Raw genomic sequence first — 19,304 nt, 5'->3', positions numbered from 1 at the left:
GCTACTACATCATGACGACATCAAACTGCTCCTGGCTGTACAGGCTCTCAGTCTGAATATTGACTTGCTTACCGATAAACAACTCCAGCTCTGCCAGATTGTGATATTCGTCATTAACCAATGCTTCGCTGACCGCAGGTGATGCATAGACCATAAACTTATCAGCGTCGTAGGCACGGTTTACACGCACAATTTCGCGTAAAATTTCGTAGCAAACGGTTTCAACTGTCTTGAGTGAACCGCGACCTGAGCAGGCCGGGCATACGTCACACAGAATGTGCTCAAGGCTTTCTCGCGTACGCTTTCGAGTCATTTCAACCAACCCCAGCGCAGATAAACCATTGATGTTGGCCTTGGCCCGATCTTTTGCCAGTGCCGTTTCCAGTGAATGCAAAACCCGGCGCTTGTGCTCATCCGAGATCATATCGATGAAGTCAATAATGATGATGCCACCCAGGTTACGCAGCCTGAGCTGTCTGGCAATGGCTGAAGTCGCTTCAACATTAGTATTAAAAATGGTCTCTTCGAGATTGCGATGACCAACGAACGCACCGGTATTCACATCAACCGTAGTCATGGCCTCAGTTTGATCAAAGATCAGATACCCACCCGATTTCAACTCGACCTTACGGTGCAGTGCTTTTTGAATTTCTATCTCAACATCAAATAAGTCAAAGATCGGACGCTCGCCTGGGTAGTACTCGAGCGTTTGTGACAACTGAGGAACGAACTCTTCGGTAAAGTCTTTTAGCTGCTGGTAGGTCAGTTTAGAGTCAACACGGATACGCTCCATGTCTTCACCAACATAATCCCTGAGCGTGCGAAATGCGAGTGTCAGATCCTCATGGAGAATACTGGCTTTGCTGGTTTTTCCACGGCGCTTGATGATTTTTTGCCAAAGCTTCTTGAGAAACTCGGCATCATGCTGCAGCTCGGCTTCTGCCGCCCCTTCCGCCGCGGTGCGGACTATAAAGCCGCCATTTTCATCATTATACTGAGCAACAATTTTTTTCAGCCGGCTGCGTTCTTCTTCCGTTTCGATGCGCTGACTGACTCCCACATGAGTCGCATCTGGCATAAATACCAGGTAACGTGACGGAATGGTAATGTCTGTGGTCAGGCGCGCACCTTTAGTGCCGATCGGGTCTTTCACCACCTGGACCATAATAAACTGACCCTGTTTTACCAGTTCACGAATATCCTGCACTTTCTTAATTGGCTGATCGTCGACCCCTTCTTCAATTGAGGCACTGTTAACGATATCAGAGGCATGTAAAAAAGCGGCTTTCTCAAGGCCAATGTCAACAAAAGCGGCCTGCATCCCAGGCAGAACTCGGCTGATTTTACCCAGATAAATATTGCCTACAATACCGAGATTACCAACCCGCTCTACTTGTACCTCTTGTAACACACCATTTTCAATGAGTGCAACCCGGCTTTCGCTGGGAGTCACATTGATTAATAACTCACTACTCATCTACACCCGCCATAAATGCTTTAATCAGTTCATCCGTCTCGTATAAAGGTAAGCCGACAACCGCGAAATAGCTACCTGATAACTGAGTAACAAAACGCCCACCTAACCCTTGAATGCCATAACCTCCGGCTTTGTCTTGCGGCTCTCCACTTTGCCAGTATTGCTCAATTTCCTGTTCACTCAAGGGTTTAAATGTAACATCTGTTATCACAGTTCGGCTTAGGATACGCTCTGTACCGGCAACGGCAATCGCTGTCATAACTTGATGCGTTTTACCAGACAACGCCTGCATCATGACCATAAAGTCATTTTTATCTTTGGGCTTACCCAGCGCCTGTTGTCCGAGCACAACAATGGTATCGCTACCCAGTACCGGTGCATCCTGATAACCCATAGAAATGCCACTGGTGGCCTTCAAGCGTGCCAGGCGCTCGACATAAACCAGCGGCGTCTCGCCGGGTAACTGGCTTTCGTCTGCATCGACAGAAAATTGCGAGAAAGAATAGCCAAGTTGGGTCAACAACTCACGCCTGCGTGGCGATGCTGACGCCAGATAGAGTGTTGGTGTCATTAACGGATCCTAAAATGCCTGCGATACTTGCGTAACAGCAGAAAAACCCAAGGCCAGCACAACATGCCAATTAAGGCTGGCCATAAGTATCTTGGGTTGAAATAAATGTCTAACAGGAAGTGATTCAGCCAAAACTGCAACAGGTGATACAAAGCTAAAAACAAGCCAATAAGCACGGCCTGCTGCCAGATTGAAAAGTTCCTAATCTTTTGAAAATTACTGGTCGTGATATACACACAAATAGAATAGGTCAGTGAATTCACACCCAACGGAGAGCCCGTTGCCAGATCCATAACTAACCCGGTACACCATGCCCAGCCAATGTTGACACGATGCGGTAAGGCAATAGACCAGTACATTAACACCAGTAAGACCCAGTCAGGCCTAAATGGTTCAAAGGATATGGGCAGCGGCATCAGTGCCATAATTAATGCAATAAACAGGCTCAGTGCTACCAGAGCATAACTTCGGTTCATATTCACTGCCCCTCTTTGGCTATTCTACCCAAGATCACGAGCAAACGAATACGATCCAGCTGTGCGACCGGCTCGGCATAGACTTTGGAAAAAGGAAGTCCCTCGTCACGATCTATCTCAGTCACCACCGCAACTGGATACCCCTCTGGAAACGTGCCACCCAATCCGGAAGTCACCAGGATATCTCCCAAACGAATATCAAGGCTGTGCGGTACATGCTGCAATTGAACCAGATTGATTTTGCCTGTGCCTTCCACCACAGTACGCACATCATTGCGAAGGATGCGTACAGGCGTAGCATGGGTCGTGTCTGTCATGAGTAATACGCGGGATGTGGTACTACCAACCTGAGTAAGCTGACCAACAATCCCCATTTCATCAATCACTGGCTGACCTTCGAGCACACCATCAATGGCACCACGATTGACCACCACCTGATGACTATAGCGACTCGAGCGTACCGATAAAACTTCTGCAATCAAGCGCTCCCTTTGCTGTCGGGAGGATGCACCGAGTAAAGCACGCAGTTGCTGGTTTTCTCGTAGCAGAAATTGATACTGCTGAAGCTGTTCGCTTTGTAATAGCTGTTTTTTACGCAGAGCTTCGTTTTCCTGGAATAACCTGTCTCGGGTATCCAGACTTTTGGCACCCAGGCTAAAAACTTCATAGGGAACATTCGCCACATAGAGCAGCGGGCTTACCAGTGTATTGAGGCTGGTTCGCACTAAGGTACCGCCCGAGGTATAGCGATCTCCCAGGATCAGTAGTACGCTAAGCACAACTGCGACCGTAAGTCGCAGTTGTAAAGAAATGGTACGTCCGAAAAGCAGATTCATCAGTCGTAACTAAATACGTCACCACCGTGCATATCTATCATCTCAAGGGCTTTACCACCACCACGGGCAACACAGGTCAGAGGATCTTCTGCCACCACCACCGGGATCCCGGTTTCTTCCATAAGCAGACGATCCAGGTCCTTCAGTAATGCGCCACCACCAGTCAGCACCATGCCATGCGCTGAGATATCCGACGCCAGCTCAGGCGGAGACTGCTCCAGTGCAACCATTACCGCACTCACAATTCCCATCAACGGCTCTTGTAAGGCTTCTAAAATTTCATGAGAGTTTAGCGTAAACGAGCGTGGTACCCCTTCAGCCAGGTTACGACCACGGACCTCAATTTCAACCGGAGTTTCACTCTTGAAGGCTGAGCCAATTTCGTGCTTAATATGCTCAGCAGTGGCCTCACCAATCAGGCTGCCAAAGTTACGGCGCACATAGTTGATGATGGCTTCGTCAAACTTGTCACCACCAATGCGAACAGACGACGAATAGACCACACCGTTCAGTGAGATAATTGCCACTTCCGTGGTTCCCCCACCGATATCGACGACCATTGAGCCAGTTGCTTCTGAAACAGGCAGACCGGCGCCAATTGCTGCTGCCATCGGCTCTTCGATGAGATAAACCTCTCTGGCGCCCGCGCCCATAGCAGACTCGCGAATGGCGCGCTTCTCAACCTGTGTTGCACCACAAGGGACACAGATCAGCACACGAGGGCTAGGCCGCATAAAGTTATTGTTGTGCACCTGCTTAATGAAGTGCTGCAGCATCTTTTCCGTCACATAGAAGTCGGCGATCACACCGTCTTTCATGGGCCGAATGGCTTTGATATTACCTGGCGTACGGCCCAGCATTTGCTTTGCGGCAGTGCCCACTGAAGCAACGCTCTTTGGTCCACCCGCACGTTCCTGGCGGATCGCAACAACAGAAGGCTCGTTCAACACGATCCCTTCTTCTTTCACGTAAATCAGGGTATTTGCCGTACCTAGGTCGATCGACAGGTCGTTTGAAAATAGTCCACGTAGTTTTTTAAACATGAGGCTGGGTAACCTTTAAGAATTCTTTTTGCAAACCATACAATGACTTACGCCACTGCGTTGAAATATTTCTCTGTGTGTCAAAGACACAGTCGCTCAGGCATGAATAACGCCGCCTCACTGGCGTGCTTAAACTGTCTTAACGCTCTCTTACTAATCTAAATCCGATATAATTGGCCCGAAAATCAGGGGCCAGTGCCAAGCGCGTTGATACCCGAGCAAGGCTGGGTGCAAAGTTCCAGGCACCGCCACGTACCGTCACATCATCTTGCGACGCACGCTTCTGCGTCCACTCCCAGACGTTGCCTACCGTGTCGTACAGTCCATAGGCGTTTGCTGCAAACTGACCTACGGGTGCTGGGCTTTTATTTGACCATTCACTGCCACACCAGCCGCAGTTTGCCTGGTTTCGGCCGATTTCATTACCCCAGGGATACTCAGAAGTTGTGTCACCCCGAGCTGCATACTCCCATTCAACTTCATTAGGTAAACGGTACTGCATGCCCTGATCGCCAGACAGCCAATTCGCATAGGCTTTAGCATCTTCATAAGATACACAGACAACCGGGAAATCATCAGCCTGCTGATACCCAGGCGTTCGCCAGTTGTAGTCTATTTCCCAGACAGGCTCACCATTTTTGTAATGTGCACAGCCCTTGCCCTTCTCTGCCTCAGTAACATACTGAGAACTATCGATAAAGCGGCGGAATTCAGACACAGTGACTTCTTTGCTTTGCATCACATATGAATGACTTAGCACCTTCTCTACAACAGGGCGTTCATTGGCCAGGCCATTACCTGTCAGATCGCCCATTTTAAAGCTACCAGCAGGAATGATCACCGTTTCGTTAATGATCCTGTCTGGATTCACCACTTTAACGGGTTGTGATACCGCGGCTTGTTGTGCTGGCTGAGGTTGCTCGCTTTTTAGTGTCGGTGCAGCAATCGACTCAGGCTTTTTTACCAGCCGGGCGTTTAAAGTCCGGGCTCGTCGCAAATTAAGGCTGGCCTTGTAAGGCTCATATCCCAGTTTACGTACTTCGATGTCATGCATACCGGCTGGCAGATTCACCACCAGCTTAGTCGAGCCATAACTGACACCATTAATAAATACTTCATCGTCATATACATTGGAGCGCAAAGTCAATTCGACCTCACGATTCTTTGGTGGCTGAGGTGCTATCTCCGAGCTGATATCGGGGGACACTGGCATTCTGGCCACGCTGACCACCGGCTTACTTTGCGATAAGTCATTTGAAAATGTCAGCTGCTCATCACTGAATGTGGTCGGATAGCTGGCCTGATAACCCACCGCCAGTGGCGAGCCGTATTCACTACAGTAACGATTATCCAGGTTAAGTAAGCTACACAAGCGACTGTTATTGACATCGCCACGCATGGTCACACTCAGATTAACGCTGTAATTGCCCTGACCACTGAACGCGCTGCCAACCACATGACTACTGACAACCTGTACCTGGGCACCAGCCAAGTGACGCTTAGGTTCAACAACTCGTTGCTCAGTCAGGTTCGCAAAAATTTGATCAATAAAATGCTTGGTCGCTTTTTGCAAGCCTAATTGCTGGCCTCGTTGTTCACACGCTGCCAGTGTTTCGGTGCGCTTACAATTGATTGTGTGGTCGACTTCTAACGTGCCTTCACGACTGAATTCATTACGCAGACGTTCTATTCGTGCAGTACTGAGCTGGTCATTCAAACTGGCGATGGTGTTAACTAAGGTGTGTTTGGTAACACGGATTTGCTCAATATCTTTACGGTGTGATGCAATCGCCGCCAACTGCATTACAATGTCTTCTTTGTTCTGTTTATGCTCTGCAACTGCCTGCTGATATCTGCTCTGTGCCGCTGTAATATCCAAAGAAGGATCATCGATCAAGCGCCGATAAATATCATTCATTGCATCAAGGGCCTGGTTTTTTTCTTTATCCAGCTCCGCAGAACGCTGTCGCAACAGGTCGAGCTGTGCCTGCAAGCGAGTTTCTTCACTCAAGTGCTTATCGAGTACTTGAGTATAGTTATCTAGTTCAGCTTGCTTTTCAGTACGCTCAGATTCAATGGCAGTCACAGTTGCAGTATCTTGCGCCGACACACTTAAAGATAAAAGGGTCGCAGAGACAAAAAGAGATAAAGGAGCAATTTGCATAAATTCCATTCCCAACAGCGGCAGTTGTTTGGTCTTTGTTATTTTTTATAATTTAGCGCTTAATGCTATGTACTTAAGAAGTAAAACACAAGCCTAGCACAATTAATATCTGAGTTTACAACTATTAGCCACTTCCTTACCAGTGTTCTACTAAGATTTTCATGAAATAATAACGGCTATCCGACAATAAAGAACACAGACTGAACCTGAGATGGACAAGCTTGATTTTCCTGAGTCTCCGTTACAACAGATCCGGGCACCTGAACTAGACACCGCAGGCGTTTCGCTACAGATCAAGCGTGACGATCTACTTCACCCGACTATCCAGGGCAACAAATGGCGTAAGCTCAAATATAACCTCAAGGCAATGGCACTGGAAAACAAACGCTCGCTGATCACCTTTTCCGGTCCCTTTTCAAATCATCTGTATGCAACCGCAATGGCCTGCAAACAATTCAAAATCCAGGGACATGCCGTGATCCGGGGTCCTGAACTGGACTTAAATAACCCTACGATTCGTTTGGCCCGTGCCTGTGGGATGGTCTTACATGCGGTTTCTCGCAAAGAGTATAGACAGCGCAACGAGCCTGATTATCTGGCACAAATAGCACAGCAGTTTCCCGACGCCTTTGTTATCCCCGAAGGCGGTAGTAACCAGTTTGCCCTTGCCGGCTGTAAAGAACTGGCACAGAGCCTGCCCGACAGCGATTACGTATGTTGCGCTGTGGGCAGCGGCGGTACACTGGCTGGCATGCTGGATGGGCTGGCACCTGAGCGCCAGTTATTGGGGGTAGCAGTGTTAAAAGGAGCACAATACCTGCACGATGAAGTATTAAGGTTAAATCCGCAAGCGGCTACACGTGCCAACTGGCAGCTGCTGTGTGACCATCATGATGGAGGGTATGGCAAGTTTTCAGCACCATTGTGGCAATTTTGCCTTCGTATGCGTCGGGAGCATGCACTGCCCCTGGAGCCCATATACACAGGTAAATTGATGTTTGCCCTGTGGCAATTGATAGAACAAGGGTACTTTTCACATGGCAGTCGGATCATTGCTATCCACAGTGGCGGATTACAAGGCTTAGATGGTTTACGCTATCGCGGACTTATTTGATCTGGCAGCCTTTCACCTGTGGTGTTCATTACAGGCTCTGTTCCAGTTGTAACAGTGGCGCGCTGAAATAATAGCCCTGAGCGCCATCAACCCCCAGGCTGGTGATACACTCAAATTCCTCTTTGGTTTCTACACCAACTGCGTAAACAGGTATCCCGAGCGATTTAGCCTGCGCCACAATCTGACGAACGACACTACGCCGCTTGGCTGAATGATGCACTTCATGGATCAACTCAAAAGCCAGTTTGAGTGCCGATATCTTGCCAAACTCCTGCAGTGATTCAATTTTCACTGGTGCATTGACATGATCCAAAACAAATCGGCACCCCAACTCAGACAGGCGAGTACACTCCTTCGCACAATATGCCTCATGTTGATAGAAGTCCTGCAGGGTAAGCTCGAACGCAATATCCGTTGCCCGCCCCGATGCAGTCACTTGGTCACTCAACCAACCAACAAAATCCCTATTGCTCCAGTTAAGTACATGTAAATTCAGGCTAACAGAAAAACCCTTAGGCTCCTTAGACAACGCATTTAACGCGTGACGAACCATAGTTTTATCCAGCACCATCAAATGATCTGCCTGGTGAATTTTATGAATAAATTGCCCGGCAGACATGAGGCCTAATGAACGATGACGTACACGCAGCAGTGCTTCACTTTGGATCACGTCTTGTTGGGCAAAGCCAAATAAAGGCTGAAAGAACAACATAAAGCGCCCTGCTTTTATATCATCAATGATCTCACTTTCTGCACGACGCAGACTGGTACTCAAAGTATGATTCAGTGGCATAATATGGACGTGCTGCCAGACATTGCTCTGCGCTATGCTCAGCGCTGAACGGACAACCTGATAAACCATTGCCTGATCAGCCCCTTTGGCATAAAAACACACGCCACATTTCACCGTACTGCGTGACAGATCAGGGCGAAACGACAGCAGAGCCTGGTAAACTACTTCGTGGATCCGCCGGGCCAGGGCGTCTACGTCCACTTTGTCAACCGGTGCCAGCGTCATGACCAAAGCGCCCGAAGACAAGTATTTGCAAGAGCACCGCTCGTACTTTGAAAAACACCGCGCCAGTGTAACGCTAAAGTGGCTTTGTGGGTCTAAATCGTCAGGCAAGGCCAGCCGCCATTTTACCATCGCAAAAACAAATACTTTGCGGCTTTCTTCCACGGCGTGTGCTTTCAGTTTCGGCACCTCGGTTAATTCAGAGGTAATGGCGCGGGCCTGAGACGCTGACAACTCAGAGCGGGAGAGACCTCCCATCCATCTGGAGAGCAGGTACCCCGCTCCCAGAACCAATAAATTCATGAACAAGACGACGGGTAAGCAGTCTTCTAGTATCGGTGCGGGTGACAGGGCCTGGGTTTGATCAGCAAACTGGAACCTGACACTATCAGTCACCCAGCGCCAAACGGGCAGGGTCTGATCTTCGCTAATAAAACCGTAGTGACGGGTTAAAGTGGCAACCTCGCCAATCTGTTGTGCCGAACCGGCTGAGTCTAACTGCGTCAGATGGCTTTGCAACTGTCCTGCCTGTTGCTCTATCTGTGCCTGTGTAAACTGCCACAACGCGCCGTTAACCAACAACCAGACAATCCCAATCACCGCGCGCACTCCCCACCCGGTAAATACCTCTTTGTCTGCTTTAACTAGTCGACGCATGCTACTACACAAGCCAATTAACCCTGTATCAAGTTTTGTTCAAGACAAACTAAAACTCAAGTTGCCAGCGTAGATTCCTGTTCAGGCGAATGAGCGCGGTCAGACCAAGGGTCTCGTGATGGCGATTTTATCCCTCAACCAGCGCTGCAAAGCCTTACTCCAGCCTGCTAATTCTCACATATCCTATTCGTGCACTCTCTTAGTCCTTTACACAAACCTAAGTCATCGCTTCAGCTCTCATAAGACCCAAAATAAAACTACATTGTAGTAATAATCTCTTGCAGCAAATTACTATTTTGTAGTAAAAATAAGAAAAATTACTTTTAAAGGCCTCCTGTTATGTCTGAAAAAGATAAATTCTTAGGTGAATTCGAACAAATGACCATGCTTGCGTTACTTCATCTCGAAAATGAAGCGTATGGTGCAGCGATTAGGCAACTATTGGCAGAGCAAGTGAATCGCAATGTCGCCATTGGCGCACTTTATTCAACACTAGAGCGATTGGAGCGTAAAGGTATGGTGGAATCACGGCTAGGTGAAGCCACGGCTCAGCGAGGTGGGCGAGCAAAACGCTATTTCAAAGTGACTGCGCAAGGCCATAGTGCACTTAAGCGTGCCAGGCAAGCTATGGATACATTATGGCAAGGGCTATCTATTCGCCATTCTTTATTTCAAAAGGTGTAGCAATGAGCCTCTACTCTGACAAAAAACCAGATATCAAACCGCCAGCATTGGCAAATAGAGTCCTCTCTGTATTGCTCCCTCATCGACTGGTAGAAAGCATTCTGGGCGACCTCGAAGAAGAGTTTAACTTACGAGCGAAACAAAGTATTAAACATGCTAATCAATGGTACTGGCAGCAAACTCTTGAAACGAGCATGATTTATCTACAGAAGAAATTGGCTTCTGTAGATGTATTGGGGCGATTGAATTTTTACTTACCACTTATCATGTTCGTTGTGACTGCGGGTCTAATTGTGTTGCTGTCCATATTGAACGACCCTGCCTTTATTTCTGAAACGTTTTGGGATGAACTGCTACAGGGAAAAATTCATACGGCGCTCTTTAGTGCACATTTTTGGCACAATTTCTGGGACATTTTAGCGCTGGCTGAATGGGGCATGTTTATACATTTCGAGTCTTTGCTCATCTCATTCTTCAGTATCGCAATGATGATCTGTTTATATAAACAACAACAAGCCTCCCTATTTGAACTCGCTATATCTGGTTATTCACTTGCTTTCATTCCTTACTTATGGAGCATCATGCATATCGAACATCATAGCTTTGAAGCAAAGCAAATAGGGCCCATTGTTGCGACCGGTATTCTTTGCCTGCTATATCAGCTACCACCTGTAAGCTACATTATCCATCGCAAATTACAGCAGTTAAAAACGGAACACTTTGAATTTCAACAATAAAATAGAACTATATGGAGACGTTATGGCTCGCGTAAAATACAAACTGCTATTGCCTTTTATTGTCTGTAGCTTTGCCAGCATGGGTAATGAAGTATCTTTAACGCCAGTAAATACAATGGCACCAACGGCCAGCGATGAGGAAGCAATAATACGACACTGGAGGCAACCTGAAATAAATCGTGAGTTTTGGGATATCTCTGTACTACCACAAGCTTTCATTGATGTTAAGCCAGCTCCAAGAAGCGATGGCTTAGCGGTTGGTGAGTTGGGCGTTGATGGTGGTAAAAAAGCCAATATCCTTGCACTGGCTGATGAGCTTGCCAAAAAACAGCACGGTAATTTTGACAGCCTTTTAATTCACCACAAGGGCAAGCTGTTGTTTGAGTCATATTACCTCAGAGGCCGCGTAGATTTATCCCACCCCCAATCATCCGTTACTAAAGCTTATACAGGCATGTTGCTTGGTCGTGCCATTCAATTGGGTTACCTCAGCATGGATGATTTGGGTAAGCCCGTGGCAGGCTTTCTGAACAAGCTGGACGCGTCTAAGTTTGTTGATGGCGCAAAGCAGATTACCTTACACCAGGCCTTAACCATGACAACCGGTCTTCGGATCAGCGATGCAACCCGTAAGTCTATGATGGAGAACCCTCCATTAGTCAAAGGGCAAAAAGAAATTCAATTTCTTTTCGAAAACAGTGCCCCCATAACACCTGAGTCGCAAAGTTTTTATTACGATATTGGCCCTCAGCTTATTATGCAGGTCCTTGAGGCAGTGATACCCGGCAATATTGAAACATTCATTGAGACAGAGTTACTGGGTCAATTAAACATCACAAATTTTCATTGGAAAACTGCGCCGAGCGGCTTACCTGAGTCGATATGGAGATCGAGTTTAACATCGAGGGACATGATCAAAATGGGCATACTCGCGGCAAACAAGGGCAAATGGAAAGACAAGCAAATAATTAACCGTGATTTTATGACCAGATCCACAAGTAAACTTATCACCACAGGAGATGAAGAAATTTTCGGTGATGGCAAAGACGTTTCTAATCAGGGATATGGCTATTACTGGTGGAGTTCAGATCTTCAGTACAAAGATAAGAAATATGCGAGTGTCTCTGCCCAAGGTGGGGGAGGAATATACATCATTTTGATAGAAGAATTAGACTTAATTATTGCCATAACGGCGCATCACGTTGACCACGCAACACAGCAAATCGTAGCTGAGCGTATTTTACCTGCATTTATCAATTAGCATCGCCGATGGCTGAGCATTTCACGGAGAAGTTGGGGCTGTTGAAGTTCTTCAGACACCTTCAAATCAAAGTGCACACCTATCCGTACTAATCTTACAGCTCATTTTCCAATAAACTAAAAAAGCCGCTCAACAGCGGCTTTTCAGAGTATTTTCCAACACTAATATATTTGTCTTTGATTAGAACGGAATATCGTCATCAAAGTCGATAGGCGGTTCCATTGGGTTGCTGGCGCTGCCACTTGCATTGCCACCGGTGTTACCACCTGCATTGCCTTGCTGAGGTGCAAAGCCACCTTGTGCAGGCGCGTTATGCTGTGGTTGCTGACCCATAGACTGACCCCCACCAAAGCCACCGCCTTGTTGTTGGTTCTGCTGAGGCTGTTGCGCTTGCTGAGGTGCAAAACCGCCCTGCTGCTGTTGTCCATACTGAGACTGGCCACCCTGGTTACCATAGTTAGACTGGTTAGACTGGCCATAGTTTTGACCACCCTGCTGACCGCCCTGGTACTGACCGCCACCTTGTTCACCACGGCCGCCCAACATTTGCATCTGGCCACCCATGTCTACAACGATCTCAGTGGTATAGCGTTCCTGTCCACCTTGATCTGTCCACTTACGAGTCTGCAGACGACCTTCGATATAGACTTGTGAACCCTTGCGCAAATATTCGCCCGCTACTTCTGCCAGCTTACCGAATAGCACTACACGGTGCCATTCAGTGCGCTCTTGCATCTGACCTGTGTTTTTATCTTTCCAACTGTCGGTCGTTGCAATACTGATGTTCGCTACGCCGTTTCCGTTAGGCATATAACGTACTTCAGGATCTTGGCCTAAATTACCAACCAAAATAACTTTGTTTACACCGCGTGCCATGGCACCCTCTCCTCACACTATTGCAAGCTAGCGCAAGCCCAGGGCTTGCTTTGCTTGGTTTAAATCAAATTCTTTATCGTTTACTTTCAAGTAGGTACGATTTTCTTCACTGACAACGGTCGCTTCGATGACCCCAGGTAACGCGACCAGCTGATCGGCCAAAGCATCGGCTCGCTCAGGCTCGTCCACGTCAGTTACAAAACTGAGTGTTTTACTTCGTACCGGGATTTGCATACGCCACGCAATAAATAGCCATATTACCCCAATTGCAGCAGCCGCAGCAAACACAGTTTGAGCATTAAACTGCTGTGCCAGATAACCCCCCATCACGCCACCTGCAAATGCACCAAAAAACTGTGACGAGGAAAACACCCCCATTGCCGAACCTTTTTGGGTCGCCGGGGCAATGCGTGAAACCAAAGCAGGCATCGTTGCCTCCAGAAAGTTAAACGCAATAAAATACACTGTCATCGCTATCGCAATCCCTACCAGTGAATTTGCCGCTGGGATTAAAGCCAGCGTACTCAGTACCAGCAAGGCTATCGACGCCAGAAATACCTGTTTCTCTTTTTGCTTACGAATGGCGACTATCATCAGCGGCGCCATCAACACGAACGCAAGCAATAAAACGGGGATATACAGTTGCCAATGATCCTGTGCAGCCAGGCCATCAGCAATGAGCTGACCCGGCAGTGCGACAAATAACGTCGTCAAGGTTAAGTGTAGCAGCAACACCCCAAGATCCAGTCTTACCAGCTGCGGATGACGTACCAACTGGCGAATGTCTGCCATGCTGGCTACCGTGTCTCCTTTGGGCGCCCGATTTACTGCACTCGGCACGATAAACATGACTATCCCGATCCCCAGCACGGCCAATGCCGCAGTCAGCCAGAAAATCCCCGCAATGCCAAATGCAGCTGCAACCATAGGCCCAAGCAACATAGCCACAGCAAAGCTCATCCCGATACACATACCAATAACGGCCATGACTTTGGGCCGCTGTTCATCTCGGCTTAGATCAGAAGCCAGCGCCAGCAAAGCACTTGCTATGGCGCCCATGCCCTGCAGAGCTCGCCCTACTGTCACCCAGTAAATTGAGTCAGCCAGTGCCGCTATCACAGAGCCAACAGCAAACATAATCAAGCCGGCAACAATAATCGGTTTGCGGCCAAATTTATCAGACAACCACCCCATGGGAATTTGCAGTAACGCCTGTGTCAGTCCGTAAGCACCGATTGCCAGACCAATCCACAATGGCGACACGTCAGTAAGTGACTGACCGTAAATGGCCAACACGGGCATGAGCATAAACAGCCCGAGCATCCGAAAAGCAAAGACACTGGCCAGTGAAATAGCAGCACGTTTTTCAAGAGAGTTAAGTGATTGTTTCGACATGACACTTATTTGGCTAAGACAAAAACAGGCGCTAGTCTAGCAAAAAAGTAATCAAGTGTTGACGACCAGATCGGATTTTAGTGAGAAAAACCGGTGTTTAGTCTAATCCATACTTGGCAAGGATCTGCTTTAAACGGCCTGAGTGTTGCAGTCGCTCAAACGCAGCCTGCAATTGCTGCAACTCCTTCGCCGACACAGACTGCTTACTCACAGAGTAATAAACCGGCTCCCGGTTCACCACCAGCGGGCCCACAGTAATTTGAGCGAAATCAGGGTTGTGTTGCGATTGATACAAAACATTAAATTTCTCCTCCAAAAACCCGGCAATTCGTCCATGTTTTAGCAAACTCAGCTTACGCTGGTTATCCGCCACATAAATAAAGCGCTGCGACTCTACTTTAGCCTGCTCTCGCAACAATAACTCATTGAACACACGGCCATAAAATGCGCCTTTCTGAATGGCGACAGGCACAGGTAAAGCAAATAAATCGCTCAGTGTATTTACTGTAAACGGGCGTGAGCGGCTCATGGCAAACACAATGGTTTCCATTCTTTGCGGGCCAATAAAATAGGCAAACTGCTCCCGCTCAGGTGTACGGGTGACACTAAGCACCATATCAAGCTTGCCTTCCGCCAGCATTTTCAGTGCCCGTCCCCAGGGCACATTAATAAACTGATAGCCACAACCAGCCTCTTCCAGCAGAGCCCTGGCAAAGTCCACATCCAGACCATGCCACTTGAGTGTGCTGTCTAAACGCGATTGCGCAGCATAATTCTCAAACCGGACAACCAGCTCGCACCCTGCCGCAAGTGGTGTAAACAGCGTACATATAAGAGCAAACCAGTACAAATGTGATCCCCGGTTTTAAGGTTTCTCGTAAGTTTAGTCAAGATAGCTTAATTTTACAGACAGGATAGGGTACCCTTGGAGTCTGATAAAAACACTGTAAGTTTGTACAGCAAATAAGGCCACCATGGATAAAATAGAAGTTAGAGGCGCACGCACGCACAACCTCAAAGACATCTCTCTGACAATACCGCGCGACAAGCTCATTGTGATCACCGGTCTTTCTGGGTCGGGTAAATCATCGCTGGCATTCGACACCTTATACGCAGAAGGACAGCGCCGTTATGTCGAATCGCTCTCGGCGTATGCCAGACAGTTCCTGTCGTTGATGGAAAAACCTGACGTTGATCACATCGAAGGACTCTCGCCAGCGATTTCCATTGAACAGAAGTCGACTTCTCATAATCCGCGCTCAACGGTCGGGACCATCACTGAAATTTATGATTATTTGCGCTTATTGTTTGCCCGTGTTGGTGAGCCACGATGCCCGACGCATGATCTGCCCCTCAAAGCCCAAACCATCAGCCAGATGGTGGATACGGTGCTGGCCCACCCCGAAGGCAGCAAGCTGATGCTGCTTGCCCCAGTGGTGAAAAACCGCAAAGGGGAGCACGTTAAGCTCCTGGAGCAACTTGCCAGCCAGGGCTTTATCCGCGCTCGTATTGATGGTGAGGTGTGCGACTTATCCGATCCACCAACGCTAGAATTACATAAAAAGCATACCATTGAAGTGGTGGTTGACCGGTTTAAGGTAAAGGAAGGCCTGGAGCAAAGGCTCGCGGAATCTTTTGAAACCGCGCTGGAACTGGCCGATGGCATCGCTGTGGTGGCCGCGATGGATGACAGTCTCGAGGAAGAGCTGATATTTTCAGCCAATTTTGCCTGCCCAACGTGTGGCTATGCCATGACCGAGCTTGAGCCTCGGCTGTTCTCGTTCAACAACCCGGCCGGGGCATGTCAGAGCTGTGACGGCCTTGGCGTAAGACAGTTTTTTGACCCCAGCAGGGTTGTACAAAATCCAGAGCTCAGCCTGTCCGGCGGGGCCATTAAGGGATGGGATAAACGGAGTTTCTACTATTACCAGATGCTCAGTTCAGTGGCCGAACATTATGACTTTGACCTGGAAGTGCCGTTTCAGGATTTACCACAAGACGCGCAAAAAGTGGTACTTGAAGGCTCAGGACGAACCAAAATTGCCTTCAATTATCGTAACGACAGAGGTGATTTGATCACCCGGAATCATGAGTTCGAGGGCGTGTTGAACAATATGAATCGCCGCTACCGGGAAACCGAATCGGCTTCAGTCCGCGAAGAACTGGCTAAATATCAGACCAGCCAGGCATGTCCAAAATGTGATGGTTCCAGGTTGAGAGAAGAAGCGCGCCACGTATTCATTGGTGCCACTAATTTGCCAGCAGTTACCACTATGAGCATTGGTGAAGCGTGTGACTTTTTTGGTGATTTAACGCTCAGTGGCCAGAAGGCCAAGATCGCAGAAAAGGTGCTTAAAGAGATCCGTGATCGCCTGTCCTTTTTAATCAATGTCGGCCTGAACTATTTGTCACTGGAGCGCAGTGCCGATACCCTTTCCGGTGGTGAAGCGCAAAGGATCCGATTAGCCAGCCAGATTGGTGCCGGTCTGGTTGGGGTCATGTACGTGCTGGACGAGCCATCTATCGGTCTGCACCAAAGAGACAATGATCGCCTGCTCAGCACACTGACGCATCTGCGCGATCTGGGTAACACCGTAATTGTTGTTGAACATGATGAAGACGCCATCCGCTCTGCGGATCATATTATCGATATCGGCCCGGGAGCTGGTGTCCATGGTGGCTATGTGGTTGCGGAAGGTAGTCGCGAGGACATTATGGCCAACTCTGAGTCGCTGACAGGCCAATACCTCAGTGGCAAGCAAGCCATTGCCGTCCCTGCACAACGCCACCAGCCCGGCGACCAATGGCTGACACTCAATGGCGCAAGTGGGAATAACCTTAAGGACGTCAACCTGAAAATCCCGTTTGGCCTGATGACGTGTGTCACAGGTGTATCAGGATCAGGCAAATCCACACTCATCAACGACACATTGTTCAAGCTAGCCCACAGAGAGCTGAATGGTGCCACGGTCGCTGAACCATCACCTTATCAGTCGATTGAGGGCCTGGAACACTTTGACAAAGTGATCGACATAGATCAAAGCCCAATAGGAAGGACCCCACGTTCAAACCCGGCAACCTATACCGGGATCTTTACCGCGATCCGAGAGTTATTCGCTGGTACGCAGGAAGCACGTTCCAGGGGCTACAAAGTTGGTCGTTTCAGCTTTAACGTGAAAGGTGGCCGTTGTGAAGCCTGTCAGGGCGATGGTGTGATCAAGGTTGAAATGCACTTCCTGCCCGACGTGTATGTTCCTTGTGACGTCTGTACTGGAAAACGGTACAACCGTGAAACGTTAGAAGTCCTGTACAAAGGCAAAAATATTCATGAAGTATTGGAAATGACCGTAGAAGATGCCCGCGAGTTTTTTGATAAGATCCCGGCCATTAAACGCAAACTGCAGACCCTGATGGACGTGGGCCTGTCGTATATTCGACTCGGGCAGGCTGCAACCACCTTGTCTGGAGGTGAAGCGCAGCGGGTTAAATTGGCCCGTGAGTTATCTAAGCGAGACACAGGTAAAACCCTGTATATTCTGGATGAGCCCACCACAGGCCTACACTTCCATGATATTCAACAACTGCTTGTGGTGCTGCACCGTCTGCGTGATCATGGTAATACTGTGGTGGTCATTGAGCATAACCTGGATGTCATTAAGACCGCGGACTGGATCGTCGATCTGGGCCCCGAAGGTGGCGCTGGCGGTGGTCAAATCCTGACTGCCGGAACGCCGGAAGACGTAGCGCAGTGCTCTGCCTCTCACACTGGTCGATACCTTAAGCCTATGTTATAACGGACTGAGCAAGGGGGAGCTGCTCCCCCATTCTGTTTACTCGTCAGGGATTGGAACAATAATAATGAAACTGGCTCTCCCAAACGCGCTACAACCCGCATTAAGTCCGCTTATCAAAATCCAAAAAAGATGGTTAGTATTCTGGCACGCACTTAATGTAGCGCAACGCTGCTACTTTTCAGCAACTACGCTGTGCCTGATTGCAATTTTCAACGAACTGCCTGAAGACAACTCACTGTACATGGCCGCTTCTATATTAGCATTAATCGCCATGACCAAAGAATTCTGGCCCAGGTTTATTCATCTTTGGGAAAGCCTGCCTGGCAAAGCCGTGATCTTATTGTTCTACGCGTTTATTGCCAACTATGCGCTGGCCCAGGCAGCTGGTATGGTCAATGACATTACCGGGGTAAATGCCGATCACCTGCCCTATTCGCATAATTTTAGCATGTTGCTGTCGGTACCAACCTGGTTTGTCACTACCAGCATCCTGCTGCTGATCCTGTTACAGCTCATTCAGCCAATTTATTTGTTTGTGCTCATGTTGTTAAGACCCTTTGGTTTGCATAAGTGGTGGCACAGCCCCGACTACCAATACCCGGTTACCACCGGACTGGTGCGCTTTTTCTTCGGACTGTTTTTGCTCTACCAGATGGCCGTTTTTATTTCCTCTACCGGCATGTCACGTGGTGTGAACAGCTTTTTACGGCATATTGTTGAAGGCTTTACTGGCCAGTCAATTCAGGTCAACATTGCCATGCAAGAAGGCTCCGAGAACGGGGCTGAACGAACCACGATTGATGCCGTAGCAGGCTCTGCAGTGGATGACGTAGCCCAGGCCGAACTCGCAGAAAAACAGGCTGAGCTACAAGAACTTCAGATACAGTTGTCAGCGTTCGAAAAAAATGCCGATAAATATGAACGCCATCTGCAAAATGTGCTGACATATTTTATCTATGAATATGAATCGGATAGTCGCTCAAGATGTGAAATAACACCAGGCACCCGTATTATCGAGTTAAACGACTATGAGCTGCTGGAGATCACTAAGATTGAAGGTGAGCCTACCCGTTACGAATTTGTGGTGAAACCCTGCATCTCCGCAGCCATTGGACACCAGTTTCGGGCAACGCCAGACAGTCGGTAGCTGACATGAATTGGTGGTGAACCCCAGCACCTCTGCAGCTATTGGACATCAATGTCT

Annotated in this window: 16 protein-coding genes; 6 read left to right on the top strand and 10 right to left on the bottom strand. The window is 48.4% G+C overall.

Annotation, left to right across the window (positions count from 1 at the left end; all coding sequences use genetic code 11):
* Nucleotides 1–4: 4 nt before the first annotated feature.
* The 6 genes from rng to CWB99_RS06765 form a co-directional block, all read right to left on the bottom strand.
* Nucleotides 5–1,477 carry a ribonuclease G gene (gene rng, locus CWB99_RS06790; RefSeq protein WP_138550206.1) on the bottom strand — a complete coding sequence of 491 codons (1,473 nt, stop codon included), beginning with the start codon at nt 1,475–1,477 and terminating at the stop codon, nt 5–7.
* Nucleotides 1,470–2,048 (bottom strand): Maf family protein, encoded by a 579-nt coding sequence (locus CWB99_RS06785; protein ID WP_138550207.1) that lies wholly within the window; start codon nt 2,046–2,048, stop codon nt 1,470–1,472. Before CWB99_RS06785 ends, rng begins: the two co-directional genes overlap by 8 nt.
* Entirely contained in the window at nt 2,048–2,524 is a 477-nt protein-coding gene (mreD, locus tag CWB99_RS06780) for a rod shape-determining protein MreD (protein ID WP_138550208.1), read from the bottom strand. The genes CWB99_RS06785 and mreD overlap by 1 nt, the downstream gene beginning before the upstream one ends.
* A gap of 2 nt (nt 2,525–2,526) precedes the next feature.
* The gene (mreC, locus tag CWB99_RS06775) at nt 2,527–3,360 is read right to left on the bottom strand and encodes a rod shape-determining protein MreC (RefSeq protein WP_138550209.1); all 834 of its coding nucleotides are present in this window, start codon (nt 3,358–3,360) and stop codon (nt 2,527–2,529) included.
* Nucleotides 3,360–4,403, bottom strand: coding sequence for a rod shape-determining protein (locus CWB99_RS06770; protein WP_054014269.1), 1,044 nt, complete (start codon nt 4,401–4,403; stop codon nt 3,360–3,362). The genes mreC and CWB99_RS06770 overlap by 1 nt, the downstream gene beginning before the upstream one ends.
* Before the next feature lie 139 nt (nt 4,404–4,542).
* The gene (locus CWB99_RS06765) at nt 4,543–6,567 is read right to left on the bottom strand and encodes an SUMF1/EgtB/PvdO family nonheme iron enzyme (RefSeq protein ID WP_138550210.1); all 2,025 of its coding nucleotides are present in this window, start codon (nt 6,565–6,567) and stop codon (nt 4,543–4,545) included.
* 211 nt (nt 6,568–6,778) lie between these two features.
* Between CWB99_RS06765 and CWB99_RS06760 the strand changes: the two genes are divergently transcribed.
* Nucleotides 6,779–7,681, top strand: a complete 903-nt coding sequence (locus CWB99_RS06760; RefSeq protein ID WP_138550211.1) for a 1-aminocyclopropane-1-carboxylate deaminase/D-cysteine desulfhydrase — start codon at nt 6,779–6,781, stop codon at nt 7,679–7,681.
* Nucleotides 7,682–7,709: 28 nt separating this feature from the next.
* Here the strand turns inward: CWB99_RS06760 and CWB99_RS06755 are convergent, their stop codons facing one another.
* Complete coding sequence (locus tag CWB99_RS06755; RefSeq protein ID WP_138550212.1) at nt 7,710–9,353, bottom strand: EAL domain-containing protein; 1,644 nt, start codon at nt 9,351–9,353, stop codon at nt 7,710–7,712.
* Between the two features lie 339 nt (nt 9,354–9,692).
* Between CWB99_RS06755 and CWB99_RS06750 the strand changes: the two genes are divergently transcribed.
* Genes CWB99_RS06750 through CWB99_RS06740 form a run of 3 tightly spaced genes read left to right on the top strand, consistent with a single transcriptional unit; the run spans nt 9,693 to nt 12,035 of the window.
* Entirely contained in the window at nt 9,693–10,037 is a 345-nt protein-coding gene (locus tag CWB99_RS06750; RefSeq protein ID WP_138550213.1) for a PadR family transcriptional regulator, read from the top strand.
* The gene (locus tag CWB99_RS06745) at nt 9,992–10,774 is read left to right on the top strand and encodes a permease prefix domain 2-containing transporter (protein ID WP_138550214.1); all 783 of its coding nucleotides are present in this window, start codon (nt 9,992–9,994) and stop codon (nt 10,772–10,774) included. Before CWB99_RS06750 ends, CWB99_RS06745 begins: the two co-directional genes overlap by 46 nt.
* Entirely contained in the window at nt 10,758–12,035 is a 1,278-nt protein-coding gene (locus CWB99_RS06740) for a serine hydrolase domain-containing protein (RefSeq protein ID WP_249331758.1), read from the top strand. The genes CWB99_RS06745 and CWB99_RS06740 overlap by 17 nt, the downstream gene beginning before the upstream one ends.
* Before the next feature lie 180 nt (nt 12,036–12,215).
* Here the strand turns inward: CWB99_RS06740 and ssb are convergent, their stop codons facing one another.
* The 3 genes from ssb to CWB99_RS06725 form a co-directional block, all read right to left on the bottom strand.
* On the bottom strand, nt 12,216–12,911 hold the full coding sequence (gene ssb / locus CWB99_RS06735; RefSeq protein WP_138550215.1) for a single-stranded DNA-binding protein: 696 nt from the start codon (nt 12,909–12,911) through the stop codon (nt 12,216–12,218).
* Nucleotides 12,912–12,938: 27 nt separating this feature from the next.
* A complete protein-coding gene (locus CWB99_RS06730; protein ID WP_138550216.1) occupies nt 12,939–14,306 on the bottom strand; it encodes an MFS transporter in 1,368 nt (455 codons plus the stop codon).
* Between the two features lie 97 nt (nt 14,307–14,403).
* Nucleotides 14,404–15,156, bottom strand: coding sequence for a substrate-binding periplasmic protein (locus tag CWB99_RS06725; RefSeq protein WP_138550217.1), 753 nt, complete (start codon nt 15,154–15,156; stop codon nt 14,404–14,406).
* Between the two features lie 124 nt (nt 15,157–15,280).
* Here CWB99_RS06725 and uvrA point away from each other — a divergent pair, with 124 nt between their 5' ends.
* Nucleotides 15,281–18,100, top strand: coding sequence for an excinuclease ABC subunit UvrA (gene uvrA / locus CWB99_RS06720; protein WP_138550218.1), 2,820 nt, complete (start codon nt 15,281–15,283; stop codon nt 18,098–18,100).
* A gap of 64 nt (nt 18,101–18,164) precedes the next feature.
* On the top strand, nt 18,165–19,247 hold the full coding sequence (locus tag CWB99_RS06715; RefSeq protein WP_138550219.1) for a hypothetical protein: 1,083 nt from the start codon (nt 18,165–18,167) through the stop codon (nt 19,245–19,247).
* Nucleotides 19,248–19,304: the final 57 nt, after the last annotated feature.

The organism is Pseudoalteromonas rubra (assembly GCF_005887095.1).
GTDB lineage: Bacteria > Pseudomonadota > Gammaproteobacteria > Enterobacterales > Alteromonadaceae > Pseudoalteromonas > Pseudoalteromonas rubra_E.
This window is presented reverse-complemented; position numbering and strand designations above follow the sequence as displayed.

Coding starts and splice junctions, on each gene's coding strand:
- mreD (WP_138550208.1), bottom strand. CDS start 2,524: ATGAACCGAAGTTATGCTCTGGTAGCACTGAGCCTGTTTATTGCATTA.
- CWB99_RS06785 (WP_138550207.1), bottom strand. CDS start 2,048: ATGACACCAACACTCTATCTGGCGTCAGCATCGCCACGCAGGCGTGAG.
- CWB99_RS06765 (WP_138550210.1), bottom strand. CDS start 6,567: ATGCAAATTGCTCCTTTATCTCTTTTTGTCTCTGCGACCCTTTTATCT.
- uvrA (WP_138550218.1), top strand. CDS start 15,281: ATGGATAAAATAGAAGTTAGAGGCGCACGCACGCACAACCTCAAAGAC.
- CWB99_RS06745 (WP_138550214.1), top strand. CDS start 9,992: ATGGCAAGGGCTATCTATTCGCCATTCTTTATTTCAAAAGGTGTAGCA.
- CWB99_RS06755 (WP_138550212.1), bottom strand. CDS start 9,353: ATGCGTCGACTAGTTAAAGCAGACAAAGAGGTATTTACCGGGTGGGGA.
- ssb (WP_138550215.1), bottom strand. CDS start 12,911: ATGGCACGCGGTGTAAACAAAGTTATTTTGGTTGGTAATTTAGGCCAA.
- CWB99_RS06750 (WP_138550213.1), top strand. CDS start 9,693: ATGTCTGAAAAAGATAAATTCTTAGGTGAATTCGAACAAATGACCATG.
- CWB99_RS06770 (WP_054014269.1), bottom strand. CDS start 4,403: ATGTTTAAAAAACTACGTGGACTATTTTCAAACGACCTGTCGATCGAC.
- CWB99_RS06715 (WP_138550219.1), top strand. CDS start 18,165: ATGAAACTGGCTCTCCCAAACGCGCTACAACCCGCATTAAGTCCGCTT.
- CWB99_RS06760 (WP_138550211.1), top strand. CDS start 6,779: ATGGACAAGCTTGATTTTCCTGAGTCTCCGTTACAACAGATCCGGGCA.
- rng (WP_138550206.1), bottom strand. CDS start 1,477: ATGAGTAGTGAGTTATTAATCAATGTGACTCCCAGCGAAAGCCGGGTT.
- CWB99_RS06730 (WP_138550216.1), bottom strand. CDS start 14,306: ATGTCGAAACAATCACTTAACTCTCTTGAAAAACGTGCTGCTATTTCA.
- mreC (WP_138550209.1), bottom strand. CDS start 3,360: ATGAATCTGCTTTTCGGACGTACCATTTCTTTACAACTGCGACTTACG.